Source organism: Planctobacterium sp. AWM4_229, assembly GCF_056160305.1.
This window is the reverse complement of record NZ_JBSWWX010000002.1, coordinates 170,661-193,340: the sequence shown is the minus strand read 5'-3', so window position 1 is coordinate 193,340 and position 22,680 is coordinate 170,661. Positions and strand designations below refer to the sequence as shown.

The window sequence follows — 22,680 nt, the reverse complement described above, 5'->3', positions numbered from 1 at the left end:
ATTAGTTCAGTTCTGAAGTTAACCGCTGTGATGTGCTCGCCATCATGGTCAACGACAATTTGGGCTCTTCTAAACGTTTAATACAAAACCCTTGTCTGGCAATTGACTGACGAGTTTCATATTCTGCCAGTTCTGAATACTGATAAGAATAGGCTTTTGTTGGAGCGGTGCTTTCTGAATCGCCCTTGCAGTTATTGCGGCTCATCCAGGCATCAGAAATAACGGACACCAAAGTCGGACTTGTGTCAGCCTGGACCCGCAACTCGTGCGTTTCTTGGTGTCCCCCTGAATTGATCACCATTAAATGGTATACATCCACAATCATCTTTGTTTTTCTTGTTGTCTTTTTTCTTCTTCTTAGTAAGGATCTTTGACAGCCGCCCTGGAACGTTTGTCATACCTTCCTTGCAGTCGTGGACTCATGCGTGGGCATATACAAGGAAGTCAGCAAACTATGCCGCAAATGTGCAGGAAATATGGAGAATTTAACATTTCTGTAACTTTTACAGTTGTTTGCTCAAAAAATGCACAAAGTGACAGGTTTTTATTGGGGTTTTAAGTCATCCAGGAAAAAATAATGAATAAAGACACAACAAGCCAGCATATCAGACCGTTAGAAGGCATAAGAGTGATTGAATTTGGGCAATTACTCGCGGGGCCTTTCGCGGGGTGCATTTTGGGCTATTTTGGCGCTGAAGTGATAAAAATTGAACCGCCAGAGGGCGGCGATCCGATACGCGGTTGGCGTGAGGTGGAGAATGGCACTTCGTTTTGGTGGCGCAGCATTGGTCGCAATAAAAAGTCAGTGACTTTGGATCTCAAGCAACAAGCTGGCAGAGATATCGCTAAACGGCTGGTACAAAAAGCGGATGTGGTTATCGAGAATTTTCGGCCGGGTGTGATGGAAAACTGGGGCTTAGGTCCGGAGGAAATGAAAGTCAGTAATCCCGGTCTGGTTTATGCACGCATCTCCGGATTTGGGCAAACCGGGCCTTACTCCGATAAGCCGGGGTTTGCGTCTGTATGCGAGGGTATAAGTGGTTTTCGCTATCTTAATGGGCATCCGGGGGAAGTTCCCGTGCGTCCCAATCTTAGCATTGGAGATACCATATCTGGTATCCATGCGGCTCTGGGAATAGCGTTGGCCATCATTCAGCGACAAAAAGACCCTTCGCACCAAGGGCAAGTTGTTGATGTGGCACTCTATGAGTCGATGTTTAATCTGCTGGAAGCGGTAATACCTGAATATTCTGGTGCTGGTGTAGTGCGTGAGGCATCAGGAACAACGGTCACCGGCATTGTGCCCACCAATACCTACACCTGCAAAGATGGCAAACATGTGGTAATTGGCGGTAATGGCGATTCTATTTTCAAGCGGCTGATGCAGGCTGCAAAACGCGAAGACTTAGCACAGGATCCCAGGCTTAGTAGTAATAGCGGTCGAGTTGAGCACGAAACTGAGATTGATGAAGTATTGGCGAATTGGTGCGCTAGTTTACCTGCCGATTCAATATTAAATGTGCTGGCGGAATATCGAGTGCCCGCTGGCCCCATATACAACGTTGAAGACATGATGCAGGATCGCCATTTTAATGAGCGTGGTTTATTCGAAACCGTCGAAATCGATGGAAAACCGTTAAAAATTCCCGCTATCCTGCCCAAATTGCAGGATACCCCGGGGAAAACAGAGTGGCCCGGTGGTAAGGTTGGTCAACACAATCATCAGGTTCTGACTGAACTATTGGCGCTAAATGAGACTGAACTCAGCGAATTACAGCAAACCGGAGCGTTGGGCTCCAGCCCTTTGATGCAAAAGCTGTAATAGTGTGAGAATGCGGACTATTTTTGATAGGCCAATTTGTCGTATTTTTCTAATAATCGACTGAAGTGTTGGCTTTTAATAACCGCAGCCTTGTCCCATATCTGATTCACCAACCGTTGTTGTTGCTGCCAAAAACCCTGACTAAATAACAAGTAACCATATTGGTTTACCAAGGGCGGGGAATGAGCTACAAAATGTAACGGCTGGTCTTTATTTTGATAAAGAAAATATCCTCCTGACTGGCAGTGAGTGACGGCACCTTCAGCCAAGGATTTCTGTAACAAGTTCAGGGCGGATTTCGATGAATTGGTTTTTACGAAGGGAATATCGTGTTTTTCCAGCACTGAGACAACGGTATAACCTTGCGGAACGGCTACGGGTTTAGCTGGATGCATATTAAACTGCGCGCCATCCCAGGTTAACAACGAATCTCGGTGGGTGAACAGGCAGTAGCGAGTGGCGGCGATGGCTCGTTTTGCATCTGGTGCTCCATTTCTCATGGGATAGACACCAATCTGAGTTCTTTCATCTTGAAAACCCGCGATGACAAGGTCAGATGTGTTTTTAGCTAGCTGATTCAGGCAACGCTGCCAGGGGACACGTTCAAATTCGAAGTGCACTTTTGGCATAGCCGCGTCTAGTAGCTGCAGCATTTCAATCATAACACCGGGGTCTTGCTCCGGTGGTTGTAGTCCGGTTCCGGTATAAAAGGGGGTGAGTTCCTGCTCCTCATAACACATACGCAAGGTGGTGATTTTAGCGCTTGTTTCTGCTTGTGCATTAGCACCAGCCCAAACTACGCATATCACCAGCAGTTTGATAATGTGTAGGTAAACCCAACCCATTACTTTTTTGCCACCCCAAATTAAACTTTACTAAAGCATAGTTCAATGTGGCAAAAACTCAGTCTAAAAGTGATGATTTGCCAAAACAGATTTCAGATTGTCTACCTCAACTTTAATATTCTCTTCGATATCGCTGAATTGCACAGTTTCGATGGTGTTTTTTTCTAACAGGTTCAGTAGTTCTTGTAACTTTTCCTGTAAGTGAGTCCAGCCGAGTTTGGACGCTTTAGGGAGTATTCTATTCAGATACAGGCGGGCAATATTGTTTTCGCCACGGGCAAGACAGGACCAAATCTGCTCCAGCTCGTCATTGAGTCGATTGTTGAAATTCTGTAGCTCTGAGAGCAACAACTCAATGTCCATGTCACAACTTACAACACCTCGGGGAATATCCACACTCGACATATTGCAAATCAGTTTGGTTAAAGACATTGTCTCGATATAGCAGTTTTGCGCTTTTTCCAGCTGTTGTTCTTTTAGTAATTGCTCCAGAAGTGCGAATTTTTCACCTAACAAGGCGAACCCAAAAGAGCCAGCGGCTCCTTTGATGCGATGGGCAATTTGTTCCGCTTTTTGTAAATCCCCGGCAGACCAACAGTGCTCAAACTCAACCGCCTGCTGTTGCAGATCAGTATGATAATCTCGCACTAAGCCGAGCATTTCATCGTTGGAAAACAAACTTTCTGTACTCCCCTTGGCGTTCAGATATTTACTGAGTGTGGCAATAAAGTCTTGTCTGACAATGGGTTTGGCCAAATGGTCATTAAAACCTTTGCTCAGATACGACTCAATTTCATGTTTCATATTGTTTGCCGTCAACGCAATAATCGGCAGTTCATAGCCATAGCTACGCAACTGCTCCGTCGCTTCGTCTCCCTTCATCCTTGGCATTTGTATATCCATCAGGATGAGATCGTATTCCTGTTCCAGTACTTTTTGCAAGGCAATATCACCATCTTCTGCTTCTTCGACGGTAACATTCATTCGATTTAAGAGTATTTTAATCAAATCGCGGTTATTGGGATGGTCGTCTACCAATAGTACTTTGGTACCAGAAAAATCCGGTACATCAGAGGTGTCTTGGGGTGACGCTACCACGGAGTCGTTTATCGCTACGATAGTATGCAGCATCTCACTGGATGCTGTAGGGGTGGCGGCAATATTGACGGTAAAACCAGAGCCTTTTCCGGGGATACTTTTAGCCGATATATTCCCTCCTAACCCTTGGGCCAGGCGCCGGGAAATACTGAGCCCTAATCCCGTTCCGCCAAATTGACGTGCGATGGAGGCGCCGCCTTGCTCAAAGGGATCAAAAACGGCGGCAAGCTTTTCCTCAGACATCCCCACACCGGTGTCCTCAACACTGACTGATAGTTTGTTGTCTAACCATGCGACATTGACGGTGACACTCCCCAATTCGGTAAACTTGATGGCGTTGTTGATCAAGTTGAGTAAGATTTGTCGAAATCGGTAAGGATCGGTGACCACTTCAGAGGGCAATGGAAAATGATAGTGCAGGGCAAAGTCCAGACCTTTGTCTCTGGCGCGTTTAGCCATGACTCCCTCAACTTGTGCTAATACCTCGAGCACGGAGCAAGGTTGCATCTCATATTCGAGTTTATCCGCTTCGATTTTACTGATGTCCAGAATGTCACTAATAATGTGCAGCAGATGGTTACCATTCTCAGCGATGACTCTGAGCACTCTTTCTTGCTCATCGCGGTTGATATCGCCTTGTAAAATGCCTTCAGCGTAGCCAATGATTGCTGTTAAAGGCGTTCTGATTTCGTGGCTCATATTGGCAAGGAAGTGACTTTTGGCACTGCTGGCTTCCTGCAATTCACTGATGAGATGCTCAAGAGCAACATTGGCTTCGGCCAACGCCTCGGTGCGCTCATAGACTTTTTGTTCAAGACTACTTGCCAGGCGTCGATTTTCATCGGTTATCAGACTGACTTTAGCCGCCAGGGCCAGAGACAATAAAATACAGCCCGTTGTACTGGATAGCAGGCCGATAAAGTTGATGCTTACCGCGATATGGATTTCAGGTAACAGGAATGCCAATGTCCACAATATTGATTGGATGGCAAAGGCACAATAGGCGAAAACAAAGAAGCGCGATGGATGATAACCCCGTCGCCAGCCGATGATACCAGCAGCAATACTGGTGATAATTACTATTGAAACTGTGGCGTAAACCACCAGTATGCCTGAGTAGGGCGCGAAAGCGGTGATGGGTACTAAGACAAAACAGAGCCAGAAAAACAGCATCAGAGTATTGTCTAATCGCTGTGAAATGCTTTTTAAATCAAGGAAGTCGCGGGTGAACAAAATCGAAAACGCCGCACTGATTAAAAAGGGGGGCAATATCAATAGATCTGGTAGTACCACAAAAAAGAGTTTGATGACGCCGATAATATTGGCCCAAGCGAAAGCAAGAACCGCTGAACAAAGTGTGAAATACAAATAAGCCTTGGCTCGACTGGCATAATACAAAAACAGATTGTATATGCTCAGTGCAATCAACATACCCAAAGCTAATACTTGTATCGCTGATTTACTTTTAAGTTTGCTATCCACTTCTGTGGCGCTAAACAGGTTAACCTTGACCGGCGCCAGATAAAAATCACTATCAAAAACTAATAACAAAGTCCCTGTCACACCTGTTGGAATATCAATGTAGCTGCCTTGCTGCAGAGCAATTTCAGAGGAGTGGTGCAATCCACTTGTTCCCGTCTGTAGGCCGTCTTTTTGGTAAAAGTACACAGACACAGTCTCGGCCACTGGACTAAAAGGATTAATAAACCAACGGGTTTGTTGTGTCGTGTTTAATAGTTTTGTTGCTGCCATCAGACGATCTTCAGCCGCCTGAGGCGTTTCAAGTACGGACAGGCTGCTTAACCAGCTCATCAGCTGTGCCCGGGAATTGGGTAATTCAGAAGTTTCCGGGTGGAAGTAGGTCAGGTCTTCTACCGGTAACACATTGGAAGTGTGGCTTAACTCGAAGGTGTTCAGTTTTGTGTTTGCCAAAGCGAATGGTACATAGCAGAGGTAGCCAATAAGCAGCAATCCATAAATGATTTGACGTTGAAAGTGAGCCAAATTATTAATCCTTTAAACTTAAAATAGTGCGCAGCAATTTGCGAGCTACAACATTTGTAACGGCAAGCAATTAGATTATAGAAAACATTCTTAAATTTGGTTATTCGACGGTTGAATATTTTCAAAATGTTGTTGGAATCGATGCAACAAATCTATTAGTGGAGTTACGTCAGTGCAGCTACTCAAGCTGCAGGCAACGGCCTCAAGGGTGGAAAGCTGGTGCTCAGCATGATTTTTGCGAATGCGGTATTGAGCATCTGGAATGTTACTCAAATGGTAACAAGGCATTGAGCGCAACCAGGGATTCAGGTGCCAGATCTTGCGGGCTTTTCGCCAGGTGGCATCAATAAAGAGCAGTCGGGTGGTGGGCAGTGGTGGATTATTGACTGATTGTGTCGCACTTTCCGGGGCGGGATATATGCAGCCCCAACCCTTTGGATCTTGCGCTGTTTTTGCCTTTAAAATGGCAAAGTCAGATTCAGATTCTCCCGGCCACATTGTCGTTTTTGGTAAAAGCTGTTTTACTAACCGAGCGGTATTTTTACTGTGGTTCTGCTCCAGCGGGTGTTGTAGGATGTGCAGCTCGCCTGAATAATGTATCGGCGCGGTTTCCGCCACCAATTGGCAGATACAGGCTTTTTCCGGTAAGTGGCAGTTTGAACAGATAATTCGTGGCATACACAGATAGAATTTTATAGACAGAAATGAACTCAGTTTACGCCAGAATCTGGCAAACCACATTACAAATTCCTGCGGGTAATGTCGCCAGTTACGGTCAAATTGCTGACCTGGCGGGTTTACCTGGGCGTGCCAGATTGGTGGGAAAAGCCATGGGGCTGGCACCAGAAGCGATGCAAGTGCCTTGGTATAGGGTGCTGCGTTCAGATGGTAAAATTGCTTTTCCTGTTGGCAGTGAACTTGCTGAAAAGCAAAAAGGCCAACTTCAGGAAGAGGGGGTTGTGGTGCTGAACAACAGGGTTAAATTGAAAGAGTTTCAATGGCAACCAGATCTCAGTGAATTGCTATTTAAGCTGAGTTACTAAATATAACTACTCCTGATTATGAGTCCCTTATGTAGAAGGTCTAACGAGACTATGAAAACGACGCTTAGCACATTTTTTGAAGAACCACCCTTTTCCCCTCCTGGAGCGCCATTGAAAAACGTTAAGCAAGTTTCCGGTGATTTTCCTCCCTGAAAATCACCGGAAAATTGTAGTTCTTCAATGAGTTAAGCGCAAGGCGGGGCGCCCTTTGCTTTTGCTTACTTTATCCTTTGGGCGAGCAAAGGAAAAGTAAGTGGACCAAAGGGATTTGGTTCAGAAAAGCCATGGATGGCGTCTGTCAGACTACGTTAGAGTTTAAAATGTTATGGGACTTCTAAAGAATAACATCTGACCAACATGAAATGCGGAAATACGGTTATTTATAGCAGAGTTTCTGACAATTATTTTGACCTGACAGGTAAGAAAGCTCAGTGCTCCTGCACGTCGCGTATTATCACGGCCAGCTGGTCTACCGTGACATCGGAGGGGCACAAGCCTTTACTCACCAACTCGGAATGCACCTTGTCAGGATGATTTTGCCAGTCCTCCTGGGCATTGCGTTTTATATACTTACCAAGTTGTTTTTGCATACTTCTGGTTAAACAAGACATACCACTATTTCCACTCAATACTACTTTGCAGCTGACTATCCGGGTTTTTGTAACCCCAGGCTATTATGTTATCGACTACAGGACTTACATACTTTAGCGTTCGAAAAGCCCCGTTTAATCCACACAGACAAAGCAGCACTAAAAATCCGCAATGGAATAAATGCAAAATTTATTGTTCTGTAAGGATTTTCTTTATTCTTTCAGCCCGATGCAAAAAGTGGGACTGTTCTTGAGGGTGATTACTGTGCGCTTTGGCTTGCAAGTAACTGGCGTGGGCGGAGTTTAAATCTCCTATTCGTTCATATAGATCGGCTCGCAACGCATAAAATGGGGCGTAACTGACAAGGGCTCCGGTTTGTTCCAATAGGTCGAGTTGTTCCATTGCCTGTTCAATGCCACGAGACATACTGATGGCATAGATACTGTTGAGCCTGATAACAGGGGAGTTATCCAAGGCAAGATGTACTCTATATAGTGCTTCAATTTCTGCCCAGTCGGTGTTTTGCCATGAAACACTATGACAATGTACGCCTTGAATGGCCGCTTGTATTTGATAAACACCGAGGGCTTGCCGAGCCATTGCCCGTTGCAATAACCGATCTGCCTCTGCAATCAGGGAAGTTTGCCACAAAGCCCGATTTTGCTCAGAGAGCGGCACTATCTGTTGCTTTGAGTCGTATCTGGAAGCTTGTCTGCATTGGTGGAATAACATTAGGGCTAGCATACCTTCCACCTCGGCCTGCTGGGGTAGTAGATTATCGAGTCGTTTCACCAGGTTCATGGCATTGCCGGTGAGGTCGAAAGGGTCTGATTGTTGATTCACCCCAGCATTGAACATCAGGTAGAGGGTTTTTAAAACGGCATTGAGGCGCTCCGACAGATGCCCTGACTCTGGAATGACAAAAGGAATTGCTGCCTGCTTTATTTTCCGTTTGGCTCGGGTGAGGCGCTGTTCCAGTGTCGTCTGACTCAGCAACAGGGCCTGAGCTATTTGTTCTGTGCTCAAGCCAGCGACAGTACTCAGGGTAAGTACCACTTGTTTGTCAAAATCCAACGCTGGATGACAACAGGCAAAAATCAATTTTAGTTGTTCATCGCCATAGTGGCTGTCTGTCATGTCCTCATCTGCTGCATCTTCTTCAGCGGCAAGAGCTTTGATTAGCATGGCTTTATCCGCAGCCATTTTTTTATGGCGGTAAGTATCAATAAATTTGTTGCGCGCCGTGCGTTTTAACCAGGCTGGTGGGTTCTCAGGAGGACCGTTTTGCCAATGTTGCATGGCCAGCAAGAATGTCTCATGCCAGATTTCCTGAGCGATATCTAAATCCTGTGCCAGGCTCATGATATACGCCAGTATGGGTTGCGAATACTGGCGGTATAACTGCTCTAGCGCGAGAGTTGTAGCGTCGTTGTTTACCACATTAGTCCTGATAAAATAACGGGCGCACTTCTACCGTGCCATATTCAGCACTGGGGATCATGGCTGCCACCTCCGTGGCGTGATCCAGGTCGCGACAATCCACCAGGAAAAATCCCCCAAGTTGCTCTTTGGTCTCTGCAAAAGGCCCATCAGAGATCAGCGTTTCACCGTTGCGAACTTGCACGCTGGTGGCTGTCTCGACGGGGGCCAGCCTGCGTCCATCCAGATACACCCCTTGTTTTTGCAGATCCTCAGCGACGGCGATATATCGGCTCACCAGAGCCTCATCCCAGCCTTCGGGCTGCGCCTGCTCCCAAGCTTCGTTGGCGTAAATCATCAATAAGTATTTCACGTCAATACACTCCCTATTGTTCTACATACTGTATAGCAGAAAGCAGAGCGCCTTGCGGATCTTGAAATACGATAAACTTGCCGACACCGGGAATGTCAGTCGGGGACGTCAGTAACGTACCACCTAAGGTTTTTACCTGCTCCGCTGTTGCCTGAATATCGCATACTGTCACGTACTGGCCCCAACCAGGTGCTGGCATTTCACTGGGTTTTGCCATGATACCAGCAATCTTTTCGCCATCTAGAGAGGCAACGTAATAGTTCTCGCCGCCCATATCCATGACATCAAATTGCCAGCCAAATAAGCCACCGTAAAATTCGGTAGCTTGTTCAGGGGAGGTGGTCATTAGTTCTGACCAAGAAAAGTGGTTAGGTTGAAATGAATTGCTCATCAGGTATCTCCAGTTTAATGCAAAGTTTCAATACCCTGACGAACCGGATGAACGAATTTCGACACCTGGATTAAAAAAATCCGATATTTATTGCAGTACTACTATGCTGTGGCCTTCAAAGGTGACCAATCCTTGCTCTTCGAGACTTTTGAGTACTTTACCCACCATTTCTCGCGTACAGCCAACGTGCCGACTGAGTTCCTGACGTGTAATCTTGAGCATAATGCCATCGGGGTGGGTGATGGCATCCGGTTGGTTGATTAAATCCAGCAGGCAACCAGCAACCCGACCTGTGACATCCAGAAAAGCCAGGTCCGTGACTTTTTTGGAGGTTTTGCGCAAACGCGCGGTTAGTTGCTTGGAAATCGCCATGAGAATATCGGGGCGACTGCGCGCCAGGATTTCAAATTTGTCGTAGGCAATTTCAGCAATCTGACACACAGTGCGGGTTCGAATGGTGGCACTGCGCTCCGACTTGTCGTCAAACAAACCCATCTCGCCAAAAAAAGAGCCTTGGTTCAGGTATGCCAACACAATATCTTTATCGTCCTCATGCTGACGAATAACCGATACGGAGCCTTTGAGTAAAAAATACAGCTTTTGTGTGTGTTCGCCCTGGCGCACAATCACCGCGTGGCGGCGATATTCTTTGACGGTACAGTGTGTTAAAAAATTATCCAGAAATTCCACGTCTTTCACATCATATTGGTTATTTAAATCAGACACTTAAGCAATCCCGTGAGTTGAAGTTTGGGTACAGTAAGTTGTCACTCGAGTGCATCTTGCCACCCGATCTTGCGCGATACCTATTCAACAGTATGGCGTAAAACCTGGATTTTGCCTGAGAACTTCTGGCAATAGCCTGTTGCAAACACAGTTATCGCATTGGATAACTTTGTATTACCCATCATACCCATGTGTTTTGTTTATCGGCAATGGAAAATCCCACCGAATAGGCAGGATTGTGGCTTACTTCACAATAATCTTATTTTATGGCTAAGTGAGAACACCTATGTTCCTTAATGTGGGTAAGTTCGGTGTTTCAGCAGCGAGTCCGCATCTCGCCAGTTTGGCAAGAAGCTATCCATTAGTTGATAAAAGCGCTGGTTGTGGGAGGCTTCTAAAAGGTGAGTCAATTCGTGAACCAGTACCATTTCAGTACATTGCTGGGGATATTGAGCCAATTGCAAGCTTAGCCAGACACGTTGCCTGGTAACGTTGCAACTGCCCCACTTAGTTCTCATATTCTTTACATTCCAAAAAGCCACTTCAACATTCATAGCAGCTTGCCACTGGGGTAATAAAGTTTGCATGAGTTGTTTTAGCTCATCGCGCCAGATTTGTTGCCGCACTATGGTTGCTGCCTCGTTGTTTACGGGTAGTCGGGGCAGGTAGATTGCCGCTTCATCGTGATGGATTTTATAATGTCGACTTGCTGACGGGCTTTTTTCAAAGGCGTATTGCTGTCCCCATAAACACATGGCTCGGGCATTATTTGTGGCTTCAACTTGTTGCTGAGAGCTGGCTAGTCGTTGCTGCTGTTGCGTAATCCAGTTGAGTCTTTGGTTTAAAAAATCCCTGATTTGCGCATCCGTTACCTGATACGGACAGCTAACATTGAGTTGCCCATCATGCTGTACTTTGAGGCGAATGGATTTCATCGCCTTTCGCGTAATCTGGACACACTGTTCTTGCCAAAGTAGTTCAGCTTTTTGATGTGTTTTTGCCTTGCGGAAGCGAAATAGAGGCATCAGAATTAAGGAGAGTTGGCAAGCAGCGCTGACAACCAGGCGCTGCTAAAGAGGCTTATGCCGCAGATTGGCTTTGCTGACCAATTTCCACCACCAAGGTGTCTGATTTGGCACGGATAGCAGCCACAACATCGGCGATAGGGATAATTTGGTTGATCTCACCCGGCGCGATTTGACGGGTATATTTGGCCCAGTCGTCATCGGTAATCGGGTTACAACCTTTCGCAAACGCGATAGCGCCGCGTCTGAATGGTGTTAATTCGTCTTTCAAATTGTTACAGATGTAAAGTCCCTTGTCATTTTTCATGATCAGCGCTCTGGGGATTTTACCGGTGATTATGCGACTGGTATCTGGACGGAATTTTTCTTCCGCGGCTTCTGCCTGAGCCTGGGTACGCCCATAAGCATCCAGAATAATGCCATCCGGATATAGGCTTTCCATAAAAATATGTTCAAAAGTTGGGTACAACACCACATCACCCTGAAGCTCGCGCATCAGGTTGTTAATATCAGATAAATTAAAGACAGCTGCCGCCATTGCAACACTATTCCTGTATAAAACTGCTAAACCAGGTTCAGATTCCGAAATTTTGTTTTGTCATCTGAGCGTCATAATTTGGACCGCAGATTGTAGCGAAATGTGCCTGAAAATCACGCAATTTTTATAGAAAATATTTATCTCTTTTAATGCTTTTTTATGCGCCAAAAGTGTTTCCAAAGTAAATGTTAAGTGGGATTAATATTTACCTGAAGATTTGTGACTACAGGTATCCGTTGGGATATAGCGTTTTTACTCGTTAACATTGCATAATTTGATTTAGATTAAGCTTCTCAAGCCACCTTACTGGTATTTTTCAGCCTCCGTTTTCACGTTTTTCAGATGGCGCTTTAATAAGGTGGATGTTATGCAAGGTCAACACGATGGGCTTTTTAATCAGTCAATGCTCAACAAATATGGCATGTCGGGGCCTCGTTACACTTCTTATCCTACAGCATTAGAGTTTAACACTGAGTTCACTGACAGAGAGTTTCGCAAAGCGGCTTTGCTGGCGGCGAACCCGGAGCTGGCTATCTATATTCACGTGCCTTTCTGTCACAGCCTTTGTTATTACTGTGGTTGCAACAAGATCATCACTCGGAATCGGGACAAGATTGCGCAATATGTTGATTATTTGAAAAAAGAAATAATCTTGCGTTCAGAACTTTTTAAAAATCATCATGTGATACAAATTCATTTTGGGGGTGGTACCCCGGGAATGCTGTCTTTGGAAGAGGTTAAAGACATTCTATCGACGATTAAAAGCCATTATAACCTGGATGAGTTACCAGAAATTAGTCTGGAGATCGATCCTCGGGAAACCACTGTTGAATACATCCGTGGACTGGCGTTTCTGGGGGTAAATCGAATCAGCATGGGGGTGCAGGATACCGATAAGCAGGTGCAGATTGCCATCAACCGAGTTCAACCTACTGAACTGGTATCTCGTTTAAGCAAGGGCGCAAAAACAGCCGGTATTAAGTCCATCAATCTGGATCTGGTTTATGGCCTACCATTGCAAACCCCGCTGGGTTTTGAGCAAACCATCGAAGATGTTTTAAACATTAATCCCGATAGAATTTCCTTGTTTAACTATGCTCATATGCCACAGAAATTCGCTGCACAGCGCAAAATCAAAGATAGCTGGTTGCCCGGTCCGGAAGATAAGTTAAAGCTGATGCGTCTTGCCATTGAGCGCTTCACTGAGGCGGGATATCAAATGATTGGCATAGATCATTTTGCTAAGCCCGGAGATGAGCTGGCCATTGCCCTCAATGAAAAGCGCCTTGGACGTAATTTTCAAGGCTACACCACTTTGCAATATACGGATTTAGTGGGGTTTGGTGTCAGTGCCATTAGCTCTATCTGTAACGTCTATAGCCAGAATTGTAAAAATCCCGCGGATTATTATCAAATGTTGGACGAACAGCAACACGCCATTGAGCGAGGTTTGGTAAAGTCTGAAGAAGATCAGCTCCGAGGTTATATCATCACCCAATTGATGACCAATTTGCGCCTGGACATTGGGGAGTTGGAGGAGTTGTTTGAAGTGAGCTTTGCTGAGCACTTTACAACGGAACTGGACTTGTTAAAGACATTCGAACAGGACAATCTCATCAAGTTGACGGAACAAGCCATCATAGTACACCCGGATTCGCGCTTATTACTGCGCAGCATTTGCATGGTGTTTGATGAATATATGGCAAAACACAAAGCCGCCCAACGATTTTCCAAAGTAGTCTAACTACCGTAAGGCAAAGTTTCAGCGCAGAAACACCCTGATACATTGTTGATTTGATGGTGGTCAGTGAGCCGTTGACATTGCCTTGCGACTGCACGACTATAAAGAACATGAACACTGTTAAATTGTTACCGATAGCTCGAATTTTTATCATCATTCCTTAGGAATGGTGGGATTTGTGCTGTCGTAAATCGATATCAAACCCGCCCGGCAGGCGGGTTTTTTGTTTCCGCCTTTGGGCAACATGGAGGAAGCAAGATGAAAAAAATCGCCATCATTGGTAAACCCGCAAGCGGAAAATCCACCCTTAGCAAAAAGTTAGCTGCGGCGACGGGTATTAAGCTTTATGCCCTGGACTCAATTTTGTATCAGGCCAATGGTGCGGAAATTGAGCGCGCCGACTATGAGGCGATTCATCAAAATATCATTGCTGCGCAAGAGTGGATCATTGAGGGATTTGGGCCCATGAATTCCTTGCACTCCTTTAACAAGCGATTAGAAGCCGCCGATACAGTAATTTATATTGATTTACCTTACACAACGACTTATTGGCTGGTGACAAAACGCTTTTTGAAAGGATTGTTTAAAAAACCAGAAGGTTGGCCCGAAGGGAGCTCGATTTGGCATGGGACTTTACAAAGTTACAAGGTTTTAAAGCTTTGTCCGAAATTCTGGAACGTGCAATTTTTGCAAAGACTGGAGACGCTAACCAGCGATAAAACAATGCATGTGATCCGGTCCGTGGCACAGTTGGATAGTTTTGTGGCAACTCACGTTAAATAAATAAAGGACCCGTCCGGGTCCTTCTGTCTATGATTGCCAGTCGCTATTACATTTCTTCCAGGCGTCTGCCGCGTGTTTCTTTAACGTAGCGATGCACAAAGAATAAGCTGATCAGGGCGCTGGAAGCATACAAACCGTAAGCACCACCTAAGCCGGTTTGGGTGAGCAGGATGGGGAAGGTCATGGTTACCAAGAAGTTGGCCAGCCACTGTGCACTGGCGGCCAGTGCCAGTGCGGCACCGCGAATACGGTTGTTGAACATTTCACCCAATAACACCCAGACTACCGGACCCCAGCTCATACCAAAAAACACGATATAGAGATTTGCCGCCACCAGAGCGAAGGTGCCATTGGCGTCGGTCAAGGCAAGTTTTCCGGCTTCGTCCAGTCCTGCAGTACTGAACAGGTAAGTAAGAATGGAAAGCATAATGGCCATACCGGTACTGCCGATAAGCAACAGGGGTTTACGGCCGATTTTATCTATCAGGGCGATGGCGATAAAGGTGGAAGCTACATTAGTAACACCCCCTAAGACATTAATAAACAATGATTGCGACTCGTCAAATCCCGCTGCTTGCCATAGCTCCGCACCGTAATAAAACACCACGTTAATCCCCACAAATTGCTGGAATACTGACAAGGCGACACCCACCCAGATAATGGGGTGAATTTTGCGGCCTCCTTCGATAAAGAGATCACGCAATGCCGGTTTGTGGTCGCTCTTTAATGAGCGTTTGATTTCATCGATTTGGGCGGTCGCGACGCCGGGTGCGATGCGTTCGAATACGCCTTTGGCTTCGTTATCTTCACCTTGCGCCACTAAAAAGCGCGGTGATTCCGGGATCAATAACACGCCGATAAAAAACAGCGTGGCAGGAATGATCTCCATCCAGAACATCCAGCGCCAGGAATCAATCCCCAGCCAACCTGCCTCACTGGCCCCGCCAGTGTAAGATGCAATGGTAAAATTACTTAAAAATGCGGCGAATAGCCCCAAAACAATCGCCATCTGTTGCAAAGTAGCTAAGCGTCCGCGCAAACTTGCCGGAGCCACTTCAGAAATATAGGCGGGCGCTAACACAGAGGCTGCTCCCACGCCCAGGCCGCCCAATAAGCGGTAAAAGATAAATTCTGGAGAACTGTCGGCAATACCAGAGCCGAATGCACTCACCGCAAAAATGATCGCGGTGATTATCATCACGGGTTTACGACCAACTTTATCGGCGATGGGACCCGCCAACAGTGCACCCAGTGCACAGCCGAGTAAAACCGAGGCTACATTGAATCCGGTGGCCACATCGTTGGCGTTGAACGCTTTCTCCAGAGCACTAACCGTACCGTTGATAACACCTGAGTCAAAGCCAAATAAGAAGCCACCAATGGCGGCGACCGCAGAAATAAAGATAACGTAAGCAACGGAAACGGCTTGTTCCTCTGCAGCGGCGATTTGTGCAGCCGGGGCGACACTGTCCTGTGTCGAGTTGTTTTTATTATTGTGTTCTGCCATGTTTTGGTTCTCAGGTTGATGTCAAGAAAGCGGTTTCTAAAGGACAATACCACAGTTTAATAAATAAACTGTGGTATCTACTGGTGTGACCAGATGCTGTTGCGCCATTAACTGCCCTGGCGCAACAGGATACGATTGTCAGCAGTGCGTTGATGCTGGATATCAAAGTTTTGTTGCAAGGCGCTTAAAAAGCCCGACAAGTCATTGGTTTTAAACAGGCCCGCCACTTGAATTTGATTGAGCTGCTGGTTGGTCAGTTCGAATTTTACTGCATTGTAACGACTTACTTCGGCTAAAACCTGTGCCAGTGGCTCACCGCGAAATACCAGATTGCCTTGTTGCCAGGATAATGCCGCGTCTATTTCTGAGCTGGCTACCGATTCTATGACCAGCGCTTGCTCACTGAGCAGCGTTTTTTGTCCTTGCTCCAATGCAGGCAAGCTGTCTTTTAATCTTATCTGTTGGGGTTGCAAAGGGTTGTCATTGTTTTCAGTTTGTTTTCCGACGCGCACCTTGCCTTCCGTCACAATCAGCTCAACCTGGTCGGTGAGTAATTCCACATTAAAAGCGGTGCCGACGGCTTGAATAATTTGTCTTGCCGCATACACACTCAAGGGCTTTTCTTTATCATGTGCTACCTGCACATGCACTTCACCTCGATACAACTCAATTACCCGTTGTTGTGCGGTAAAGGTGACCTTCACTGAGGTGTTGGTATTGATGGCCAGTTGGCTGCCATCAGACAAGGTGACTTTTTTGGAATCCCCTGTACCGGTTTCAAAGCGCTGTTCCGACAGTACAACTAGCTCATCCTCTGCCAGGAAACCCAAATCCGAGCTATTCCAGATAAAAGCCAGCAATCCCGCCAATAAGAAAAATGAAGCTGCGATGGCATAAGGGCTGCGGCTTTGTTGTTTAACCGGCGGTTCGGGAAACAGCGATTTTAACCTTTCCAGTGCCGCCATGTTGTCCCACAGTTTCGCCATTTTGAATAACATTTCGCGATGCTGTTCATCGGCCTGAAGCCAGTTTTTGAGGGCCTGCTCCTCATCGCTTTTTAAACCACGGTCCATTTTGGCAATCCAGTCAGCGGCGGCATCCAACACTTCTGCTTCATTTGCCTTGCGAGCAGCTTCAATGGAAATCACATTATCCTTCATCGGGATTTTCCTCCCTTAACGAATTCGGTTTCTGTGGCCACAGCATTTTGCTGTTTTTGCATAACGTAGAGCATACTGCGTTTCATTCCCTGAGCGATGTGTTTTTCGATAGTACTTTCACTAATATTCATCATTTTTGCTATTTCCTTTTGGGAATAGCCGTACACCTTTTTCAAGACAAACACTTTGCGGCAAGTGACAGGGAGTTGGCGAACTGCTTCGCAAAAATGGCCAAACTCCTGATCGCTCACCACAGTTTGTAAGGTGTTATCGACCGTTTGTTCCAATAATACGCTGTCTAAACTGTCTTCGGGGCAGTCAGTCAGACGAGTTTCCGCTCTTTTTAAATGATCCAGAGCGAGGTTTTTGGCGGTACGGTACAAAAAAGACTTGGGCTCAGAGATCGACTTAGGTTTTTCAACCTGACAAAGTCGAACATAGGTTTCCTGTACAATATCTTCCACCTCTTTAGGTGGCACCAGACGCGATACCATGCGTGACAGGCCATTTCTGGCCGCCATGTAAGCATCGTGAATTGTAGAGTCTAATGGCATTTTGTTCTGTTCTTAATTGCAATCACTGAGTAAAACGAATCACAAATTAAAATCCACCAGTAGCCTCGCAAAAATTTTTTAAATTTTTTCTGGGGGATTTCCAGATCTGAATCGTCCCACCATTAATTTAACATATTTATAACAAATCCGATGCTGAGCATCGAAGTAAATGGTCATTCTCAGATGTTTAAAAAAAACGCTTTTATTCTGTCTCTTGTCTGCGTCCTGCTATTCCTTGTTGGTCTGCTGATTAATGTTCAAGCCAGCACCATTATTCACCCCAAATCCAATGACCCGAAAGAGAACCTGATCGCGGAGATTCTGAAACTGGCATTGAGTAAATCCGCCAATGGCGATTCCTATAGTTTTCAGCCCTTGCCCAATGCGCAAACCGAAGGACGCTCAATCGAAATGCTCAAGGAAGGCAGTATGTCGGTGATGTGGGCAGGGACCCAAATTCAGTATGAGCAAACCTTATTACCGGTGCGTATTCCGGTGTTAAAAGGCATGTTGGGGCATCGCATTTTTATCATTCGACAAGGCGAAGAGTCGCGTTTTTCCAACATTGATAGTCTGTCGGATCTGCAGCGTTTTCCCGTCGGGCAGGGACGCTTTTGGGGAGATACTGTGGTATTGCAAAACGCGGGTTTAAATGTTGTCACACCGGTAAAGTACGCCAGCTTGTTTCCCATGCTAGAAGGCGGGCGCTTTGATTTATTTCCGCGAGCCATTCACGAGCCTTGGAGTGAAGTGGCCGCAAGACCAGAACTCAATCTGACTATCGAGCCACGGGTATTACTAATTTATCCTTTTGCTATGTATTATTTTGTGGCCCGTGACAATAATGCTCTGGCAAGCGACATTCAGCAAGGGTTTATGCGTGCCATTGAAGATGGCTCCTACGATCAGTTGTTTTATGCTCACCCAATGATAAAAGATGCGTTAAGCTTTGCTCGACTGGATGAGAGAGTGGTGATCCGCTTGGAAAACCCGAATATGAGTGCACAAACCCCGCTGGACGACAAGCGTTTGTGGCTTAATATAGAAGACATGAAAGAGATGAATCTATGAACGAACTCGAGACTCAAGGCGCAGCTATTGTCGCCTGGTCAATAAATCCCTCGACGGGCGTCGTTGCCTATAGCGGTGATTTGTTTGTTCAGGCTTTATCTTCCTGAATTGCCGATGGTGAAGCGCATTTATCAATCTGGCCTTACTCGTTTTCCCATGAAGCTGGTGGCATCAGCATTGCTACTGATCACTACGCCTGTTATTGCCACCGAACAAGAGGAATTACGCCGTTTTCAGATTGAAAGTAAACCTGCTGATGAGGCGCTAATCGAATTTGCCTCTCAAGGTAATCTCACGGTGGTGTTTCCTTATTCGCTGGTTAAGGATATTCAGGCCAACGCACTGCAGGGCTATTTGCCGGCTTCTGAAGCCATTACCCGTTTGTTAGCCGATACGCGTTTGCAGGCACAAATCAGTGAAGATAATCAGATCATCGTTAGCGAAAAGCCGCAAGTGCCGCCTGAGCCGCAATCGCTGTTTGAACGTTTTATCGACTTTGTACGCGGTGACGACAATCTCATCAAAATCGAACCTGCCAAAGCGATCAGCCCTTATGAACACATTATGGTGCGGGGTTATCGCGCCAGTATTCGCGAGTCTCAAAACATCAAACGCGAATCAGATGTGGTGCTGGATAACATTCAGGCGGTGGAGATTGGAAAGCTGCCGGATCAAAATCTCGCGGAATCCCTGCAACGCATCGCTGGTGTCGCCATTGATAGAGCGGAAGGTGAGGGGCAATTTGTTACGGTTCGTGGCTTTGGCCCGGAATTTAATCGGGTATTGCTCAATGGTCGCCAGATGGCAACGGATAACCTCGGGCGAGAGTTCAGTTTCGATACCCTGGCATCAGAAATTGTCAGTGGCGTAAATGTGTATAAAACCCAAAATGCGCAGCAACAATCCGGCAGCATCGGGGCCACCATTGATGTGCAAACGGCCAGACCCTTGTCCATTCCTCATTTTCAGTTTGTAGGCAGTGTTAAGGGCCTGTATGACCGCAACAGTCGTGATTTTTCACCGCAATATTCAGCGCTGATATCTAACACCTGGCACAACAATCGATTTGGCGCGCTATTGGCGTTTAATGAACAGCAGCGGGATGCCCGTATTGATGAAGCGCAAATCGATGGCTGGCTGGTGAACACCAATATTCCAGTAGAGCAGATAAGCAATCCGACAGATAACATATTTGTGCCGCGCAATTACGACCAGCGCGTGCGTTTTGATGAGCGCAAGCGTACCGGCACCACCTTGGTTTTGCAGTATCGGCCAGACGATACCCTGGAGTTTGTGGCTGATGCGCTACATACCCGTTTAGATGTTAGCACCAACGCTACTTCGATGGGGCACTGGTTTACCTCCAGTAATCTGGAACAGGTGAGTTTGGATGAGCAAGGAACCGCAGTCTCGTTTGAACAGAACATCGGCCATGCCACGGATTTTCACGCCCGGACTTTTGATCGCCCTGCTAAAATCGATGCATTGGGACTCAATATTGAGTGGCAACCCGACAGTGCTTTTGCCTGGGAGCTGGATTGGTCATTGTCACGGGCCGAGATTGCCGACACAGACGGCGCCGCGAATGCGCTCTCGCTGATTGGTTATTTAAATCGTTCCCGCTTTGCTCTTGAACAGGGCTACCTGTTACCGCGCATCGACGGTTTTGAATCGGCTGAACCTAACGTGGTGGATGCCAATGGTTTTCCCTCTGGGGTGAGTCATTATCTCGACCCGAGCAATGGTCGGGCCCATGTAATGTTGCGTCGTGGCTGGCACATTCAGGATGAAGTGCAGCAATTTCGCATTGATGGCAATTGGGATGATGCCTTCGCTCAACCCTTTTATCTGGACTTTGGTTATAAGTTTACTGAGCAAGTGAAAACGAATACTCGCTACGATAACGAGGCTAATGCTCGCCATTGTCAGTTTTGTGGTTACTTCGATAGCCCCGACATTCCCGATGATTTTCAAACGGTATTCAGCGCCGGAGAAGATTTTCTCAGCGGTGTTTCTGGTCATCATTGGATACCCAAGCAGTGGTTGCGGCACGATAGTGAGCAGTTATTTAGCTTTCTTGAAAGTTATGACAATAGCGATTTGGGGGTGGCAAAACGCGGTAGTTCTTTCGCGGTAACAGAACAAATAAACGCGGCTTATGTGGATTTTGTACTCAATCAATCTTTGTTAAACAAGCCGTTTACCTTACATGCCGGGCTGCGGTTTGAGCATACCAAGGTGCATATCGCCGGTTTCATTGAGCAGTTACAGCGTCTGGATATTCTGGATCAGACAGAGCTGGGGCCTGTCACCGGAGCGCTGCAACCCGTGACTTTTGAAAATCGTTATCGCAATTGGTTACCCTCTCTCAACGCCAAATGGGAACTGAGCGATGAACTCACCAGTCGTTTCGCCTGGTCGCGCTCATTAACCCGGCCCACCATCTCACAATTATCACCGGGAGTTACCCTAAATACCACGCGCCAGGGGGGCGATTTGCGAGCCAGCTCTGGCAATACTCAGTTGCAGCCCTTCGAATCTGAAAACCTGGATATTGCACTGGAATACTACTACCAGCAAAGCAGCTATTTATCTTTGGGCTTTTTTGTAAAACGCGTTAGTAACTTTATTACTACCCAATCCAACACGGTGGTGTTTGGTGATGTAACCGATCCCAGTACTGGCGATGATCCCGCTGCTCCAGATAATAACGACAGTCTCGCAGAATTCGATTTGGTGCAACCGCAAAATGGCGAGCAGGCCAAAGTGCAGGGCATTGAGCTGAGCATTAGCCATCAGTTTGGGGAAAGCGGCTTTAGTATCTTGGGTAATACCACTGTGGTGGACAGTAATGCCGAGCTGGATCGCGATGATGTCAGCAATAAATTCGCCCTGACGGGTTTAAGCGATGCTTCGAATCTGGTGTTGTTTTACGAAAAGGGCCGATGGCAATGGCGCTTGGCTTGGAATCGGCGGGAGGGCTTTTTGCAATCGCTGGTGCAGCGTCAAAGCTCAGAGCCAACCTTCGTGGCACCTTACCAGCAAGTGGATATGAGCATGAGCTTTGATATTAACCCTAATTTATCGCTGTTTGTGGAAGGCATTAATCTCAGCAACGAAGTGGTCCACAAACACGGTCGCTATGCCAATCAGCTATTATTGATACAAGATACGGGCACTCGCTATTCCTTCGGTATTCGCGGGAAGCTGTAGTTATTTGTCGTTAATTGCGCTTAAATTCAGTCATTGTGACCTTATCTGCAAGGCCAGGTTGGCAGTAAGTCGGCCTTGTTCAGGAGGGCTTGAAAGAGCAAAATCGGGATTGATAATACCCGAATGCAGCAAATTACAAGGGTACACTATCGCCCGGTTAAATCTGGCTGCAACCCGATGGTATTCCGCAAACAGATCCGTATTGCCCTGAATATATTCCGTTGCAGGTAAGCCTTGTGTGGTGGCCTGAATGCCCAGGGTCTTCATATAGTGATTTTGATTGTGCACGCTAATACTGCAATAGCGGGTTTTTCGGTGCTGAAAAAATCCAGTCCCGCCATGGTCTTGTTGAAACAGATAATGCACAACGGCGAATTTATTGGCACAAGTATCGTCAAAATGGGGAATGCACTGGATGGGCTTTAAGGATTTTTCCGCCTGATTAGCCACTGAAAATGCCGAAAATACGCATTTTGCATCTGAGTTTGTTAAGCCCAACGTCGCCCTGAGTTTTTCACTCAGGGTAGTACTCATGATATCAATATATGCTTGCGGCAAAGGGGCACGCACACCCGGATAAAAATCCCCACTATCTCGCTCAAATGTCGCCTGGCAAGCTGCATCAACCAAACTCTCTGGCGATGATAAACAGTCATCAATTACCAACAGGGGAGCTGCGACAGCAGATTGTTCTGCAGCACTGTCTTCTGGTGCAATCCAGTGTAATTGCACTTTGGCTTGTGGATTAAATAGCATCGGCTCTGACATCAGGCTCC

The 22,680-nt window shown here is 46.5% G+C and carries 21 protein-coding genes; 6 read left to right on the top strand and 15 right to left on the bottom strand.

Annotated elements, in window-relative coordinates:
* Position 1: 1 nt before the first annotated feature.
* Positions 2–325: a hypothetical protein gene (locus ACXAGP_RS03975; protein WP_475259689.1), complete on the bottom strand. Its 324-nt coding sequence runs from the start codon at positions 323–325 to the stop codon at positions 2–4.
* A 252-nt stretch (positions 326–577) separates the two neighbouring features.
* On the opposite strand from ACXAGP_RS03975, the gene ACXAGP_RS03970 reads away from it, so the two are divergent.
* Positions 578–1,822 (top strand): CaiB/BaiF CoA transferase family protein, encoded by a 1,245-nt coding sequence (locus ACXAGP_RS03970; protein ID WP_475259688.1) that lies wholly within the window; start codon positions 578–580, stop codon positions 1,820–1,822.
* Positions 1,823–1,839: 17 nt separating this feature from the next.
* Here the strand turns inward: ACXAGP_RS03970 and ACXAGP_RS03965 are convergent, their stop codons facing one another.
* From ACXAGP_RS03965 to ACXAGP_RS03955, 3 genes are all read right to left on the bottom strand, one after another.
* Positions 1,840–2,667, bottom strand: a complete 828-nt coding sequence (locus tag ACXAGP_RS03965; RefSeq protein WP_475259686.1) for a substrate-binding periplasmic protein — start codon at positions 2,665–2,667, stop codon at positions 1,840–1,842.
* A gap of 63 nt (positions 2,668–2,730) precedes the next feature.
* Complete coding sequence (locus ACXAGP_RS03960; protein WP_475259685.1) at positions 2,731–5,769, bottom strand: response regulator; 3,039 nt, start codon at positions 5,767–5,769, stop codon at positions 2,731–2,733.
* A gap of 90 nt (positions 5,770–5,859) precedes the next feature.
* Positions 5,860–6,447, bottom strand: a complete 588-nt coding sequence (locus tag ACXAGP_RS03955; RefSeq protein ID WP_475259684.1) for a tRNA-uridine aminocarboxypropyltransferase — start codon at positions 6,445–6,447, stop codon at positions 5,860–5,862.
* A 26-nt stretch (positions 6,448–6,473) separates the two neighbouring features.
* Between ACXAGP_RS03955 and ACXAGP_RS03950 the strand changes: the two genes are divergently transcribed.
* Positions 6,474–6,812 (top strand): MGMT family protein, encoded by a 339-nt coding sequence (locus ACXAGP_RS03950; protein ID WP_475259683.1) that lies wholly within the window; start codon positions 6,474–6,476, stop codon positions 6,810–6,812.
* 428 nt (positions 6,813–7,240) lie between these two features.
* Here the strand turns inward: ACXAGP_RS03950 and ACXAGP_RS03945 are convergent, their stop codons facing one another.
* The 7 genes from ACXAGP_RS03945 to ACXAGP_RS03915 all read right to left on the bottom strand — a co-directional run bounded on the left by ACXAGP_RS03945 (position 7,241) and on the right by ACXAGP_RS03915 (position 11,875).
* Positions 7,241–7,423, bottom strand: coding sequence for a hypothetical protein (locus tag ACXAGP_RS03945; RefSeq protein WP_475259681.1), 183 nt, complete (start codon positions 7,421–7,423; stop codon positions 7,241–7,243).
* Positions 7,424–7,592: 169 nt separating this feature from the next.
* Complete coding sequence (locus tag ACXAGP_RS03940; RefSeq protein WP_475259680.1) at positions 7,593–8,843, bottom strand: RNA polymerase sigma factor; 1,251 nt, start codon at positions 8,841–8,843, stop codon at positions 7,593–7,595.
* 1 nt (position 8,844) lies between these two features.
* The gene (locus ACXAGP_RS03935) at positions 8,845–9,195 is read right to left on the bottom strand and encodes a YciI family protein (protein WP_475259679.1); all 351 of its coding nucleotides are present in this window, start codon (positions 9,193–9,195) and stop codon (positions 8,845–8,847) included.
* A gap of 13 nt (positions 9,196–9,208) precedes the next feature.
* Complete coding sequence (locus tag ACXAGP_RS03930; RefSeq protein ID WP_475259677.1) at positions 9,209–9,586, bottom strand: VOC family protein; 378 nt, start codon at positions 9,584–9,586, stop codon at positions 9,209–9,211.
* Positions 9,587–9,673: 87 nt separating this feature from the next.
* Positions 9,674–10,312 (bottom strand): cAMP-activated global transcriptional regulator CRP, encoded by a 639-nt coding sequence (crp, locus tag ACXAGP_RS03925; RefSeq protein ID WP_475259675.1) that lies wholly within the window; start codon positions 10,310–10,312, stop codon positions 9,674–9,676.
* A gap of 293 nt (positions 10,313–10,605) precedes the next feature.
* Complete coding sequence (locus ACXAGP_RS03920; protein ID WP_475259674.1) at positions 10,606–11,247, bottom strand: YgjP family zinc-dependent metalloprotease; 642 nt, start codon at positions 11,245–11,247, stop codon at positions 10,606–10,608.
* A 145-nt stretch (positions 11,248–11,392) separates the two neighbouring features.
* On the bottom strand, positions 11,393–11,875 hold the full coding sequence (locus ACXAGP_RS03915; RefSeq protein ID WP_475259672.1) for a DUF3085 domain-containing protein: 483 nt from the start codon (positions 11,873–11,875) through the stop codon (positions 11,393–11,395).
* Between the two features lie 367 nt (positions 11,876–12,242).
* Here ACXAGP_RS03915 and hemN point away from each other — a divergent pair, with 367 nt between their 5' ends.
* Complete coding sequence (gene hemN, locus ACXAGP_RS03910; protein ID WP_475259671.1) at positions 12,243–13,619, top strand: oxygen-independent coproporphyrinogen III oxidase; 1,377 nt, start codon at positions 12,243–12,245, stop codon at positions 13,617–13,619.
* Positions 13,620–13,874: 255 nt separating this feature from the next.
* A complete protein-coding gene (locus ACXAGP_RS03905; protein WP_475259670.1) occupies positions 13,875–14,399 on the top strand; it encodes a P-loop NTPase family protein in 525 nt (174 codons plus the stop codon).
* Positions 14,400–14,445: 46 nt separating this feature from the next.
* Here ACXAGP_RS03905 and ACXAGP_RS03900 read toward each other — a convergent pair whose 3' ends face one another.
* From ACXAGP_RS03900 to ACXAGP_RS03890, 3 genes are all read right to left on the bottom strand, one after another.
* On the bottom strand, positions 14,446–15,906 hold the full coding sequence (locus ACXAGP_RS03900; protein WP_475259669.1) for a sugar porter family MFS transporter: 1,461 nt from the start codon (positions 15,904–15,906) through the stop codon (positions 14,446–14,448).
* Between the two features lie 107 nt (positions 15,907–16,013).
* Positions 16,014–17,066, bottom strand: a complete 1,053-nt coding sequence (locus ACXAGP_RS03895) for a FecR family protein (protein WP_475259668.1) — start codon at positions 17,064–17,066, stop codon at positions 16,014–16,016.
* On the bottom strand, positions 17,063–17,620 hold the full coding sequence (locus ACXAGP_RS03890) for an RNA polymerase sigma factor (RefSeq protein ID WP_475259667.1): 558 nt from the start codon (positions 17,618–17,620) through the stop codon (positions 17,063–17,065). Before ACXAGP_RS03890 ends, ACXAGP_RS03895 begins: the two co-directional genes overlap by 4 nt.
* Before the next feature lie 183 nt (positions 17,621–17,803).
* Here ACXAGP_RS03890 and ACXAGP_RS03885 point away from each other — a divergent pair, with 183 nt between their 5' ends.
* Positions 17,804–18,691 (top strand): diguanylate cyclase, encoded by an 888-nt coding sequence (locus ACXAGP_RS03885; RefSeq protein WP_475259665.1) that lies wholly within the window; start codon positions 17,804–17,806, stop codon positions 18,689–18,691.
* 114 nt (positions 18,692–18,805) lie between these two features.
* Positions 18,806–21,904 (top strand): TonB-dependent receptor, encoded by a 3,099-nt coding sequence (locus ACXAGP_RS03880; protein ID WP_475259664.1) that lies wholly within the window; start codon positions 18,806–18,808, stop codon positions 21,902–21,904.
* Between the two features lie 30 nt (positions 21,905–21,934).
* On the opposite strand, the gene ACXAGP_RS03875 is transcribed toward ACXAGP_RS03880, so the two are convergent.
* Complete coding sequence (locus tag ACXAGP_RS03875; RefSeq protein ID WP_475259662.1) at positions 21,935–22,672, bottom strand: DUF6445 family protein; 738 nt, start codon at positions 22,670–22,672, stop codon at positions 21,935–21,937.
* Positions 22,673–22,680 lie beyond the last annotated feature (8 nt).

Bases quoted from the DNA above. Each gene is read 5' to 3' on its own strand.
- ACXAGP_RS03975 (WP_475259689.1), bottom strand. From the start codon at position 325: ATGATTGTGGATGTATACCATTTAATGGTGATCAATTCAGGGGGACAC.
- ACXAGP_RS03970 (WP_475259688.1), top strand. From the start codon at position 578: ATGAATAAAGACACAACAAGCCAGCATATCAGACCGTTAGAAGGCATA.
- ACXAGP_RS03965 (WP_475259686.1), bottom strand. From the start codon at position 2,667: ATGGGTTGGGTTTACCTACACATTATCAAACTGCTGGTGATATGCGTA.
- ACXAGP_RS03955 (WP_475259684.1), bottom strand. From the start codon at position 6,447: ATGCCACGAATTATCTGTTCAAACTGCCACTTACCGGAAAAAGCCTGT.
- ACXAGP_RS03950 (WP_475259683.1), top strand. From the start codon at position 6,474: ATGAACTCAGTTTACGCCAGAATCTGGCAAACCACATTACAAATTCCT.
- ACXAGP_RS03945 (WP_475259681.1), bottom strand. From the start codon at position 7,423: ATGTCTTGTTTAACCAGAAGTATGCAAAAACAACTTGGTAAGTATATA.
- ACXAGP_RS03930 (WP_475259677.1), bottom strand. From the start codon at position 9,586: ATGAGCAATTCATTTCAACCTAACCACTTTTCTTGGTCAGAACTAATG.
- ACXAGP_RS03920 (WP_475259674.1), bottom strand. From the start codon at position 11,247: ATGAAATCCATTCGCCTCAAAGTACAGCATGATGGGCAACTCAATGTT.
- ACXAGP_RS03915 (WP_475259672.1), bottom strand. From the start codon at position 11,875: ATGGCGGCAGCTGTCTTTAATTTATCTGATATTAACAACCTGATGCGC.
- hemN (WP_475259671.1), top strand. From the start codon at position 12,243: ATGCAAGGTCAACACGATGGGCTTTTTAATCAGTCAATGCTCAACAAA.
- ACXAGP_RS03905 (WP_475259670.1), top strand. From the start codon at position 13,875: ATGAAAAAAATCGCCATCATTGGTAAACCCGCAAGCGGAAAATCCACC.
- ACXAGP_RS03900 (WP_475259669.1), bottom strand. From the start codon at position 15,906: ATGGCAGAACACAATAATAAAAACAACTCGACACAGGACAGTGTCGCC.
- ACXAGP_RS03895 (WP_475259668.1), bottom strand. From the start codon at position 17,066: ATGAAGGATAATGTGATTTCCATTGAAGCTGCTCGCAAGGCAAATGAA.
- ACXAGP_RS03890 (WP_475259667.1), bottom strand. From the start codon at position 17,620: ATGCCATTAGACTCTACAATTCACGATGCTTACATGGCGGCCAGAAAT.
- ACXAGP_RS03885 (WP_475259665.1), top strand. From the start codon at position 17,804: ATGTTTAAAAAAAACGCTTTTATTCTGTCTCTTGTCTGCGTCCTGCTA.
- ACXAGP_RS03880 (WP_475259664.1), top strand. From the start codon at position 18,806: ATGGTGAAGCGCATTTATCAATCTGGCCTTACTCGTTTTCCCATGAAG.
- ACXAGP_RS03875 (WP_475259662.1), bottom strand. From the start codon at position 22,672: ATGTCAGAGCCGATGCTATTTAATCCACAAGCCAAAGTGCAATTACAC.